This is a genomic window from Streptomyces sp. NPDC059248 (assembly GCF_042753905.1).
Lineage (GTDB): Bacteria > Actinomycetota > Actinomycetes > Streptomycetales > Streptomycetaceae > Streptomyces.
The window spans coordinates 45184-56823 of the sequence record NZ_JBHYZV010000052.1 but is presented as its reverse complement, the minus strand read 5'-3'; the positions used below and the strand labels follow the sequence as shown (position 1 = coordinate 56823).

9 protein-coding genes are annotated in these 11640 nt (G+C 72.2%); 4 read left to right on the top strand and 5 right to left on the bottom strand.

Annotated elements, in window-relative coordinates; all coding sequences use genetic code 11:
* Positions 1–181: 181 nt before the first annotated feature.
* From ACFXG1_RS22140 to ACFXG1_RS22120, 5 genes are read right to left on the bottom strand one after another with little or no spacing between them, the layout of a single operon-like run.
* Positions 182–1492 carry a DUF58 domain-containing protein gene (locus ACFXG1_RS22140; RefSeq protein WP_384718393.1) on the bottom strand — a complete coding sequence of 437 codons (1311 nt, stop codon included), beginning with the start codon at positions 1490–1492 and terminating at the stop codon, positions 182–184.
* Positions 1493–1503: 11 nt separating this feature from the next.
* Entirely contained in the window at positions 1504–2487 is a 984-nt protein-coding gene (locus tag ACFXG1_RS22135) for an AAA family ATPase (RefSeq protein WP_384718391.1), read from the bottom strand.
* On the bottom strand, positions 2484–3692 hold the full coding sequence (locus ACFXG1_RS22130) for a DUF4350 domain-containing protein (RefSeq protein WP_384718389.1): 1209 nt from the start codon (positions 3690–3692) through the stop codon (positions 2484–2486). Before ACFXG1_RS22130 ends, ACFXG1_RS22135 begins: the two co-directional genes overlap by 4 nt.
* On the bottom strand, positions 3689–4366 hold the full coding sequence (locus tag ACFXG1_RS22125) for a DUF4129 domain-containing protein (RefSeq protein ID WP_384718387.1): 678 nt from the start codon (positions 4364–4366) through the stop codon (positions 3689–3691). Before ACFXG1_RS22125 ends, ACFXG1_RS22130 begins: the two co-directional genes overlap by 4 nt.
* A gap of 1 nt (position 4367) precedes the next feature.
* Positions 4368–5597 (bottom strand): glycerophosphoryl diester phosphodiesterase membrane domain-containing protein, encoded by a 1230-nt coding sequence (locus ACFXG1_RS22120; protein WP_384718385.1) that lies wholly within the window; start codon positions 5595–5597, stop codon positions 4368–4370.
* Positions 5598–5779: 182 nt separating this feature from the next.
* Here ACFXG1_RS22120 and mtnA point away from each other — a divergent pair, with 182 nt between their 5' ends.
* The 4 genes from mtnA to ACFXG1_RS22100 all read left to right on the top strand — a co-directional run bounded on the left by mtnA (position 5780) and on the right by ACFXG1_RS22100 (position 11590).
* On the top strand, positions 5780–6886 hold the full coding sequence (mtnA, locus tag ACFXG1_RS22115) for an S-methyl-5-thioribose-1-phosphate isomerase (protein WP_384718836.1): 1107 nt from the start codon (positions 5780–5782) through the stop codon (positions 6884–6886).
* 118 nt (positions 6887–7004) lie between these two features.
* Positions 7005–7694 (top strand): two-component system response regulator MtrA, encoded by a 690-nt coding sequence (mtrA, locus tag ACFXG1_RS22110; RefSeq protein WP_007448372.1) that lies wholly within the window; start codon positions 7005–7007, stop codon positions 7692–7694.
* A 1-nt stretch (position 7695) separates the two neighbouring features.
* Positions 7696–9753 (top strand): MtrAB system histidine kinase MtrB, encoded by a 2058-nt coding sequence (gene mtrB / locus ACFXG1_RS22105; protein WP_384718833.1) that lies wholly within the window; start codon positions 7696–7698, stop codon positions 9751–9753.
* The gene (locus ACFXG1_RS22100) at positions 9743–11590 is read left to right on the top strand and encodes an LpqB family beta-propeller domain-containing protein (RefSeq protein ID WP_384744225.1); all 1848 of its coding nucleotides are present in this window, start codon (positions 9743–9745) and stop codon (positions 11588–11590) included. Before mtrB ends, ACFXG1_RS22100 begins: the two co-directional genes overlap by 11 nt.
* The last annotated feature ends 50 nt before the right edge of the window (positions 11591–11640 follow it).

The following is an 11640-nucleotide window of genomic DNA, read 5'->3' as shown; positions in this document are numbered from 1 at the left end:
GTACTGCAGGGGGGACCCTGTGGGAGAGTAGGACGCCGCCGAACAATCATTAGAGAAGAGGGCTCTGGCCCCTTGAGACACAGTCTCGGGGCCAGAGCCCTTTTCGCATTTCCGGGCCGCCCAGGAAAGCCCGGGGAGGTTCTCGTTCCCACAGGCCTCCTGGGAGGGGGTTCGGAATTCCTCAGAGCCGTCCTGCGGCCTTCAGTGCGAGATACGCATCCGCCAGGGCCGGCGCCAAGACGTCGGGAGCCGCGTCCACGACAGTGACACCGGCACGCTGCAACTGTTCCGCCGTACGGTGCCGCTGAGCCTGGGTACGGGCACCCGCGGCGGCCTTGTAAACAGCCTCGACGCTGCCCCGGGCCTTGGTCATCTCCGTCACCGCGGGATCGGCGACGGACGCCAGCAGAACCGTGTGCCGCCGGGTGAGCTGCGGGAGTACCGGGAGCAGCCCCTCTTCGACAGGGGCGGCGTCCAGGCTCGTGAGGATGACGATCAAAGAGCGCCGCGGGGCGTTCTTGAGGGCGGCGGAGCTGAGGCCGCGGGCGTCGGTTTCGATCAGCTCCGGTTCGAGAAGAGCCATCGTGTCCACCATGGCCGGAAGCAACTCGCTCGCGGAGCGGTTCGTCACCCGGGCCCGGACCCGGCGGTCGTAGGCCAGCAGATCGACACGGTCACCGGCGCGTGAGGCCAGGGCCGTCAACAACAGAGCGGCGTCCATCGCCGCGTCGAGACGCGGAACATCGCCGACCCGGCCCGCGGATGTGCGGCCGGTATCGAGGACCACCAGGATGTGGCGGTCGCGCTCCGGACGCCAGGTGCGGACGGCGACGACGTTCCGCCGGGCCGTTGCCCGCCAGTCGATGGAACGGGTGTCGTCACCGGGGATGTACTCGCGCAGACTGTCGAACTCGGTGCCCTGACCGCGGACGAGGACGCTGGTGCGTCCGTCTAGCTCCCGCAACCGGGCCAGCCGGGACGGCAGATGCCTACGGCTGGTGAACGGCGGCAGGGCGCGTACGGTCCAGGGCACCCGATGGCTGCCCTGGCGGGCGGCGAGGCCCAGAGGCCCGTACGAGCGGACGGTGACGCGGTCGGCCCGGTGGTCGCCGCGGCGGGTGGGACGGAGGAACGTGGTCACCCGGCGACGCTCGCCCGGAGGTACGGAGACGGAGTGCCGGGAAGCCGCCTGCTCGATGCCGGCGGCCCGGGAACTGGGCGGCCAGGCGTCGCGGAGCTGGGCACGCAGACGCCGCTTCGACGGATTGCCGATGGTCAGCAGGGTCTCGGCCCTCTCGCCGAGTCGAACAGATGTGTCACCACTTCGAGTGAATCGGAGCGATCGCACTGGCGCGGCGAGGGCGTAGTCGCACAGGATTGCTAGTGACAGGGGAGCGTTCACGGCAAGCATTCCCGTCCAGCTCGGCGCGAGGACGCCTACGGGGAGTGAGCCGAGAGCGGCGAGGAGCGCGGTTCTTCCGGTGAGGGCCATGGGCTCGGACCTCAGCGGGGAACGGGGACGTGGCTGAGGATCGCGGTGATGACGGAGTCGGCGGTGACGCCCTCCATCTCCGCCTCCGGCCGGAGCTGGATCCGATGGCGCAGGGTCGGCAGTGCGAGGGCCTTCACATCGTCCGGAGTGACGTAGTCGCGACCGGTCAGCCAGGCCCACGCACGGGCCGTGGAGAGCAGTGCGGTGGCTCCGCGAGGTGAGACACCGAGAGTGAGTGAGGGGGATTCCCGGGTGGCACGGCAGATATCGACGACATAGCCGGCGATCTCGGCGGAGACGGTGACCGCGGCGACGGCGGTCCTGGCCGCTTCGAGTTCGTCGGGCCCGGCGACGGGGCTCACACCGGCGGCATCGAGATCCCGGGGGTTGAAGCCCTCGGCATGGCGGGTGAGCACATCGATCTCGTCCTGGCGGGACGGCAACGGGACCGTCAGCTTCAGGAGGAAGCGGTCCAGCTGGGCCTCGGGCAGGGGATAGGTGCCCTCGTACTCCACGGGGTTCTGGGTGGCGGCCACCAGGAACGGATCCGGGAGCGGACGGGGGGTTCCGTCCACGGTGACCTGACGCTCCTCCATGGCCTCCAGAAGAGCCGACTGGGTCTTCGGGGGCGTGCGGTTGATCTCGTCGGCGAGCAGGAGGTTGGTGAAGACGGGGCCCGGCTGGAAGGAGAACTCGGAGCTGCGGGCGTCGTAGACGAGGGAGCCGGTGATATCGCCCGGCATCAGATCGGGGGTGAACTGGACGCGCTTGGTGTCGAGCCGGAGGGAGGCGGCGAGAGCCCGGACGAGGAGGGTCTTGGCGACGCCGGGGACTCCTTCGAGGAGGACGTGCCCGCGGCACAGCAGGGCGACGACGAGTCCGGTGACGGCTGGGTCCTGGCCGACGACGGCCTTGGCGATCTCCGTGCGGAGTGCCTCCAGGGAGGCACGGGCGCCGTCCGAGGTCGTGAGGGTCTCGGGGGTGGGGGCGCTCATGAGGTGCGGACCTCTCTTTCGAGGGCGTCGAGTTGATCTGCCAGGTGGACGAGTGCCGTGTCGTCGGCGGGTGCCGGGCCGAAGAGGAGATGCGGAAGGTCCCGGTCGCCGGTGGTCGGACGGGAGGAGACCGCGGGGAGGAGAACGCCGGGGCTGTGGGCGTCGGAAGGAGACACACCGACGAGGGGGGCGATACGGGCGCGGGCGGCGGCGCGCAGGACGCCGGCCGTGTGGTCGCGGGCCTGTGCTCGGTGGTAGAGGCGGGCGCGGCCCTCGGTGGCCTCCGAGGCCCGGATGGCGACGGGAAGCCGTTCGGTGACGAGCGGGCCCAGGCGGTGAGCACGCCAGGCCGCGGCGAGTGCGGCGGCGAGGAAGAGCTGGAGCGTGCCCCATACCCAGCCCGAGGGGATCAGTTCGACGAAGGACTTCTCGCCCTGGTCGGGGGCGGAGGAGCCATCACTGACGGAGGGGAGGTACCAGACGAGATGAGGCCGGGAGCCGAGGAGTTGCAGGGCGAGGGACGCGTTGCCGTCCTGGGCCAGGTGCTCGTTGTACAGGATGCCGGGGGAGCCGAGCAGGACGGTGTCGCCGTCGCCCCCGCCGGTGTCCGTTCTGACGAGGGTCGGCAGGTCGCCGACGGGGTAGCAGGCGTCGGCCGCTTGGTCTCCCGCTCCGTCTCCGGCCCGCAGGGTGTAGCGCTCGCCGCCGAGCCGGGCGTCGCCCGCCCGGTTTGCTGCGGGCAGGTCGCATTCCGGGGTGACGGTCTCGACCGGGGTGGTGCCCGCCGAGTGGATGCCGGGGGCCAGGGTGTCGAGGGACGCGGGGCCGGGAGAGACGAGGACGGTACGGCCGCCGGAGGATTCCATCGCCGAGCGCAGAGCGTGCTGTTGCCCCGCTGTCAGAAGATCCGGAGTGGAGACGAGGAGGGTGGTGTCGGGGCCGGTCGCGGCGGTGGCGTCGGCGAGGGTGGTGACGACCCGGGTGGGGATGCCGTGGCCGCCGAGGAGTTCGGCGACGGCCCGGCTGCCGAAGCGGTCGGCGGAGCGGGGGTCGAGAGCACCGTGCCGGTCTCCGGAGCGGAGCGCGGCGATGGCCGTCCCGGCGACCACGAGGACGGTGAGCGCGAGGAGCAGTCCCCGGACGCGGCGCCAGACCTGATGACCGGTGGGGGACATGGAGGTGGTGGGCGGGGCGGCCTCCGTCATACGGGGGCTCCCCACTCGGTGCCGACCGTTTGCGGACGGGTGCGCGCCATGTCGAGGTCGAGATCGCGCAGGCGCTGGTACGCCCGCTGGTCGGCGGTGCGCCCGCCGTATGTGACCTCGTCGAAGTCCCGTGCCGCGGCCCGTAGTCCCGGACCGTGGGCGGGCAGGGAGCGGGCTCCTTCGGTGGCCGCCTCGTCGGCGGTGCGGCCGGGGCGGGGATCGAGGAGGGCGCGTTCCTCCAGGGAGCGGACGAGGGCCCGCATCCGTTCCTGGACGGCTTCGTTCCAGCGGAGGGCGGTGGCGTGGTCCTCGGCGGCGGCACGGTGTTCGGCCGCGCTGCGAGGAGCGTCGTCGAAGAGGGGCGCGTGCGACGAGGGCAGGCGGCGGGGGGTGCCGAGGCGCCACCACAGGGCGCCGATGAGTGCCACGGCGAGGAGGGTGACGACCACGAGCCCGAGCACGCCGCCCGGGGCGAACCCGGCCGCCGACGCCAGGACGTCGGAAACCCACTCCCAGAAGCTTTCGGAGGCCCGTTGGAGGAGGTTCGGGTCGTTCTCGTGGTATCTCGGCTCGGTGAGCTCCCGCTCCGCCGCCTCGCGTGCGGCTTCGCGGGAGATGTCCACCGGTATGTCACCGTCGGCGTGTGCCTGCGGTGTTCCCCCCGTCACCGGCACCTCATCCGTTCCCGGGGGCGTCGGTGGGAGGGGTGCCGCCGTAGCCGGGGAGACCCGCGGCGCGGCCCAGTTCGATGTCGAGGCCCTCGCGGCGGATCCGCTGGTCGACGTAGAGGAGGGCGTTGACCCCGGCGGAGATCGGGAAGGTGATCGCCGAGGCGATCACGGCACCGATACCGGTGACGATCAGGTACGGCCAGCTGAAATCGGGGAGTTCATTGGAGAGGAGCCCGTTGAATCCATTGCCGTCGACGGCAATGGCGGCGAAGGCGAACGGTATCTGGAGGATCATCTGGACGATCGTCGTCAGAAGGGCCGTCAGCACGATGACGCCGAAGACACGCCACCAGGAGCCCGTGACGAGCTTCGCGGAGCGGCGCATGGCCTCGACGACGCCCTGGCGCTCCAGCATCAGCGCCGGGGGCGCGAGGGCGAACCGGATCATCAGCCAGACCGCGACGGGTGTGGCCGCGACGGCCCCCACGAGGGCCAGGGCCAAGCCCGCACCGCCGCCGATCAGGAGGCCGGGCACGATCGCCGCGCCGATGATGCCCGCGAAGATCAGGGGCACCAGGAAGGTCAGCCCCAGCAGTTGGGGCAGGCGGGGGCGGGCCTCGCGCCAAGCCTCGGCGAGCGATACGGAATCGCCGAGCACCGAACGGCTGATGACGACCGTCAGCAGCGCCGTGGTGAACAACGTGACGAGCAGCGCGATCAGGAACATCGGGACCAGGGACGCCATCGTCGTCTGCAACGCGTCGACGCTCTGCCTCAGAGCCTCGTCGGGGTCGGCGTTCGGATCGATCTCCACCGCGTCCGACAGCACATAGCGCGTGATGAGGATGTTGCCGATCTCCGCGACGACGGAGACGCCGATCGTGATGGCCAGCACGGTGCGCCAGTGGGCGCGCAGCGTCGACACCGCACCGTCGAGGATCTCGCCGATGCTCAACGGGCGCAGCGGGATCACTCCGGGCTTGGCGGCCTGGGGCCTGCCCCAGCCGGAGAACTGCGGGCCGCCCCAGCCGGGGCCGGGGGGCGGCGGCACCTGGCCGCCGCCGTACGGACCGGGGGCGGACGGCGCGGACCACTGACCGGCGGGGGGCTGCTGGCTGGACCACTTCGAGGCGGAGCCTGCCTGGTCGGCGGGCTCTGTGGGGCGGGGCACCTGGGCGTCCTGTCCCTCGGGGGAAGCGGATCCGGGCGAGACCCAGCCCGGAGTGTCGTTCACGGTCGTCCACCTCGTGAGTCGGTTGTGGCACCGGCTCTCCGAGCCGGCGCCTGCTGGAAGCCCGGGCCGTCGGGAGAACGGCAGGCCGTCAGCCATCGTGTCACGCACATCCCGTCCGCGGACGGGGGGCCGGGCCTCCGCCGTACCTTCTTTCCCGGCCGGGGAGGCGGCAGACTGTGCGGATGGCTGATCAGTACGCGCGACAGCACGGCGGTGACGGGCCGCGACTCCCGGTCCTGCGGTGGGACGAGTCGGCGGAAGGGCCCCGGTTGGTCCTCCTCGACCAGACCCGGCTGCCGGGTGAGGAGACCGAGGCCGTCTGTGCCGATGTCCCGGCCGTGGTGGCGGCCATCCGGAGCCTGGCCGTGCGCGGGGCGCCGCTGCTGGGGATCGCCGGGGCCTACGGGGTGGCACTCGCCGCCGCGCGGGGGGACGACGTGGAGGAGGCCGCGGCCGTCCTGGCGGGGGCGCGGCCCACCGCGGTGAACCTGGGGTACGGGGCGCGGCTGGCGCTGGAGGCGTACCGGGCGGGTACGGCGCGGGGCGGGGAGCGGGCGGCCCGGGCCGCGCTGGAGGCGGCCCGGGAGCTGCACCGCCGGGACGCCGAGGCCAGTGACGGGATGGCCGCCCATGGGCTGGCGCTCCTCGACGAGCTGGTGCCCGGTGACTGGTACCGGATCCTCACCCACTGCAATACGGGGGCGCTGGTGTCGGGCGGGGAGGGCACCGCGTTCGCCGTTGCCCTCGCCGCGCACCGGGCGGGGCGGCTGCGGCGGTTGTGGGTGGACGAGACCCGTCCCCTGCTTCAGGGCGCCCGGCTCACGGCGTGGGAGGCCGCCCGGTCGGGGATGCCGTACACCCTGCTGACCGACAACGCGGCGGGATCCCTCTTCGCGGCGGGGAAGGTGGACGCCGTCCTCATCGGCGCCGACCGGATCGCCGCGAACGGCGCGGTGGCCAACAAGGTGGGCAGCTATCCCCTGGCCGTACTGGCGCGCTACCACCATGTGCCGTTCGTCGTCGTCGCCCCCACCACCACGGTCGATCCGGACACCGCCGACGGGGCGGCGATCGAGGTGGAGCAGCGGAGCGCCGACGAGGTCACCCGTGGGACGGGGGGCGGGCGGCCGGTGGCGCCGGAGGGGACGGAGGCGTACAACCCCGCGTTCGATGTGACACCGCCGGAGCTGGTCACCGCGATCGTCACCGAGCGGGGGGCGCTGTCACCGGTCACCGGGGGCGGTATGGCGGAGCTGTGGGGCGGATCCCGGCCGCCGGGCGCGGGCTGACGCTCTGTGCGGCGGACCCGGACCCGCTGTGACCAGGGGAGTCGTCGCGGCGCGGTGGCGTGTGTCACAGGTCAGTGACCTATCTCACCGGGGCGTATGCGAGCCGTGGGGTAATGGGATGATGTCGATTATGAAGGGACGAGTCCTGGTCGTCGACGACGACACCGCACTGGCCGAGATGCTCGGGATTGTGCTGCGTGGTGAGGGTTTCGAACCGTCGTTCGTGGCGGATGGCGACAAGGCGCTCGCGGCGTTCAGGGAGGCCAAGCCGGATCTGGTGCTGCTGGACCTGATGCTGCCCGGAAGGGATGGAATCGAGGTATGCCGGCTGATCCGGGCCGAGTCCGGTGTGCCGATCGTGATGCTCACGGCGAAGAGCGACACCGTGGACGTCGTCGTCGGACTGGAGTCCGGGGCCGACGACTACATCGTGAAGCCGTTCAAGCCGAAGGAACTGGTCGCGCGTATCCGGGCCCGGCTGCGGCGCTCCGAGGAGCCCGCGCCCGAGCAGCTCACCATCGGCGATCTGGTGATCGACGTGGCCGGGCATTCGGTGAAGCGTGAAGGGCAGTCGATCGCGCTGACGCCGCTGGAGTTCGATCTCCTGGTGGCGCTGGCCCGGAAGCCGTGGCAGGTGTTCACCCGGGAGGTGCTGCTGGAACAGGTGTGGGGGTACCGGCACGCCGCGGACACCAGGCTGGTCAATGTGCATGTCCAGCGGCTCCGTTCCAAGGTCGAGAAGGACCCTGAGCGGCCCGAGATCGTAGTGACCGTCCGCGGCGTCGGTTACAAGGCGGGACCGAGCTGACATGCCCGGCGGCAGTGCTGCTCCGCAGCCCGGGAAGCCGGGGGGCCGTGGGGGGCGGGCTGTCGTGCCCGGACAGGGGCCGGTCCGGCCCCGTTGGCTGGGACGTCTGCTGCGCGGCGGACGGTCCGGCGGTGTCGGGGAGCCCAGCAGGCTCCTTCTGAGAATCGTGATGCGCTGGGTGCGCCGTCCGCTGCTGCCCGCGGTCCGGCTCTACCGGCGCAATATCCAGCTGCGGATCGTCGTCACCACCCTGCTGATGTCCGTCGGTGTCGTCGTCCTCCTGGGCTTCGTCGTCATCGGCCAGGTCCGCAACGGGCTTCTCGACGCCAAGGGCAGGGCGGCTGAGAGCCAGGCCGCCGGTGGCTTCCAGGTGGCGCGCGAGGCCGTCAGCGCGCCGCTGACACCCGGTGTCCCCGAGGGCGCGGGGCAGGACGGCCCGACGGCCACCAGCTCCTGGCGTACCGACCTGGTCGAACGGCTGGCCAGCGGCGGACAGGGCGCCTTCCACGTCGTCGCGCTCAGCTCCGACGACGCCGGCGCGGGCTCCCGTGCGCCCCGGAGCTCCGGCGAGGTCGACCCCGCGTCCATCCCGGAGAAGCTCCGCAACGCCGTCCAGCAGGACACCCGTACCAAACGGGCCTTCATGTCGATCGGCTACAGCAACGACGCCCGGTCCGCCGAACCCGGGCTCGCCGTCGGCATCCAGCTGAACGACGCGGACGACGAACCGTACGAGCTGTACTACGTGTTCCCCCTCGCCCAGGAGGAGCAGTCGCTGAACCTGGTCCGCGGCACCCTGGCCACCGCCGGACTGTTCCTGGTCGTCCTGCTCGGCGCGATCGCCTGGCTGGTGGTCCGGCAGATCGTCACCCCCGTCCGGATGGCCGCCGGAATCGCCGAACGGCTCTCCGCGGGCCGTCTGCAGGAACGGATGAAGGTCACCGGCGAGGACGACATCGCCCGGCTCGGCGAAGCCTTCAACAAGATGGCGCAGAACCTCCAGCTCAAGATCCAGCAGCTGGAGGAGCTGTCGCGGATGCAGCGGCGCTTCGTCTCCGACGTCTCGCACGAACTGCGCACCCCGCTGACCACCGTCCGGATGGCCGCCGACGTCATCCACGAGGCCCGTATCGACTTCGATCCCGTGACCGCCCGCTCCGCCGAACTCCTCGGGGACCAGCTGGACCGGTTCGAGTCGCTCCTCTCCGACCTGTTGGAGATCAGCCGGTTCGACGCGGGCGCGGCCGCCCTGGAGGCCGAACCGATAGACCTGCGGGAAGTCGTCCGGCGGGTCATCGGCGGCGCCGAACCGCTCGCCGAGCGCAAGGGCAGCCGGATACGTGTCCTGGGCGACGACCAGCCCGTCGTGGCCGAGGCCGACGCCCGTCGCGTCGAGCGCGTCCTGCGCAACCTCGTCGTCAACGCCGTCGAGCACGGCGAGGGCCGGGACGTCGTCGTACGCCTCGCGGCCGCCGGCGGTGCCGTGGCCGTCGCCGTACGGGACTACGGCGTCGGCCTCAAGCCCGGCGAGGCCACCCGCGTCTTCAACCGCTTCTGGCGCGCCGACCCGGCCCGGGCCCGCACCACCGGGGGCACCGGCCTCGGGCTCTCCATCGCCGTCGAGGACGCCCGGCTGCACGGCGGCTGGCTCCAGGCGTGGGGCGAGCCCGGCGGGGGCTCCCAGTTCCGGCTCACCCTGCCCCGGACCGCCGACGAGCCCCTGCGCGGGTCCCCGATACCCCTCGAACCCGAGGACTCCCGGCAGAACCGCGAACGCGACGGGGCCCGGCGGCCCGATCCGGGCCAGGGCGCCGCTGCCGCGCGGCGGCCTGCCTCCGTACCCGTACAGCATCCGCAGGGGAGCCGGGTGCCGCTGCCGGTGTCGCCGCGGCCGTCCGCCGCGCCCGTCGCAGCCCCGCGCGGCGTGGACCCGGCGGCGCTCCCCGGCAGCGGTGCGCGGGTGGTGGCCAGGGCTCCCGGAGAACGGCCGGACGATTCCCCGGCGGCGGGGCCCGCCCCCGTCACCCCGGACCAGGAGGACACGACTCGTGGGCGCTGATCCCCGTGGGGCCCGCCGTAGCGGTGCCCGCCGTCTGGGCGCCCTGCTGGGCGGGAGCGGGATACTGCTGGCCGGGTGCGCCGCGATGCCCGACAGCGGCGACGTACAGGCCGTGAAGGCGTCGCCGCGGGCCGACGCCCAGGTACGGGTCCACCCCGTGGCCCCGCGCAAGGGCGCCGGGCCGCAGGAGATCATCAACGGCTTTCTGGAAGCCATGACCAGCGACGACGCCGACTACGCGACGGCGCGCGCCTATCTGTCGCCCAAGACGTCGCGCGACTGGCGGCCGCAGGACCGTACGACCGTGCTCGCCGTCGCCCCCACCCCCCGGCCGCAGCCGCAGCGCGACACCTGGGACCGGCAGGGCGTGGACTTCCCGATGACCGGGACCCGGATCGCGGAGGTCGACGAGGAGCAGGCCTATCAGGCGCTCACGCCCGACGACTACCAGTTCACCGTCCATGTGTCGCGGCACGACGGCGACGGTGAATGGCGGATCGACGCCCTGCCGCACGGACTGGTCCTCGGCCAGTCCGACTTCCAGCGGAACTACCGTTCCGTGAACAAGTACTACTTCGCCAGCGGACAGAACCGGGTCGTCGCCGACCCGGTCTTCATCCGGCAGCGGATGGATCCGGTCACCAAGATGGACCCGGTCACCCAGTCCGTGAAGGCGGTCCTGGACGGGCCGACGAACTGGCTGGCGCCGGTCGTCGAGTCCCGTTTCCCCACCGGTACGGCCCTGGCGAAGGGCGTCACGTCCCTCACCACCGACGACCGGGACGTGCTGGAGGTGCCGCTCAACGAGAAGGCATCCAACGTCGGGCAGGCCCAGTGCCGCAAGATGGCCGCCCAGATCATGTTCACCCTGAAGGACCTGTCGGTGGTCCGGGTCGAGCAGATCGAGCTCCAGCGGTCGGACGGCTCGAAGCTCTGCGGGCTCTCCAGCGGCCAGGAGAAGGAGTACGCCTCCGATCAGGGGGCCGCGGGCCGCCCGGCCCGGCAGTACTTCCTCAACGAGAAGAAGCAGCTCGCGGCCCTCACCGGAGACGGCAAGGACGCCGTGGCCGAACCGGTGCCCGGGCCGCTGGGCACCGGACAGATACCGATGGGCACGGTCGCCGTCTCCCGGGACGAGCGGCAGGCCGCCGCGGTCTCCGCCGACGGCGGCCGGCTGTACATCGCGTCGATCGTCGGCAGCGGCGACCCCGTTCCGCCGATCCTCGTCAGCCAGGGCAAGACCCCGCGCGACCGGCTCACGGCGCCCAGCTGGGACGGTCGCGACGATCTGTGGATCGCCGACCGGGATCCGGCGAAGCCCGCCCTGCTGCGGCTGGCGGAGGGCGAGGAGAAGCCGCAGGTGGTGCCGATCGCGCCCGATCTCGACGGGGCGCGGATCGAGTCCGTGAAGGTGTCGGCGGACGGGACGCGGATCGCGTTGCTGCTGGAGAGGGACGGCAAAACGGCCCTGCACATCGGGCGGATCGAACGCACCGGGCCCCAGGACGACCCCCAGGTGTCCGTCACCGGGCTGCGGCCCACGGCCCCCCAGATGGAGGCGGTCACCGCGGTCTCCTGGGCCGGGCCCAGCAGGCTCGTCGTCGTCGGCCGCGAGTCCGGCGGGGTGCAGCAGCTGCGGTACATCCACACGGACGGCTTCACCTCGGCCGCGAGTGTGCTGCCGGGTCTCAACCAGGTGCGGTCCATCTCCGCCTCCAACGCCGAGGGCCATCCGCTGGTGGCGCACGCCAAGGAGGAGGGCATCGTGCAGTTGCCCGCGGGGGCGACCTGGCAGACGGTGGTACCGAAGGGTTCCTCACCGGTCTACCCCGGCTGACCCCGGCCCCGTCCCCGACTCCGTCCCCTTGCGGCCGGAGCGGCGATCGT

Excerpts from the sequence above, each read along its gene's own strand:
- ACFXG1_RS22140 (WP_384718393.1), bottom strand. The coding sequence starts at position 1,492 with ATGGCCCTCACCGGAAGAACCGCGCTCCTCGCCGCTCTCGGCTCACTC.
- ACFXG1_RS22135 (WP_384718391.1), bottom strand. The coding sequence starts at position 2,487 with ATGAGCGCCCCCACCCCCGAGACCCTCACGACCTCGGACGGCGCCCGT.
- ACFXG1_RS22130 (WP_384718389.1), bottom strand. The coding sequence starts at position 3,692 with ATGACGGAGGCCGCCCCGCCCACCACCTCCATGTCCCCCACCGGTCAT.
- mtnA (WP_384718836.1), top strand. The coding sequence starts at position 5,780 with ATGGCTGATCAGTACGCGCGACAGCACGGCGGTGACGGGCCGCGACTC.
- mtrA (WP_007448372.1), top strand. The coding sequence starts at position 7,005 with ATGATGTCGATTATGAAGGGACGAGTCCTGGTCGTCGACGACGACACC.
- mtrB (WP_384718833.1), top strand. The coding sequence starts at position 7,696 with ATGCCCGGCGGCAGTGCTGCTCCGCAGCCCGGGAAGCCGGGGGGCCGT.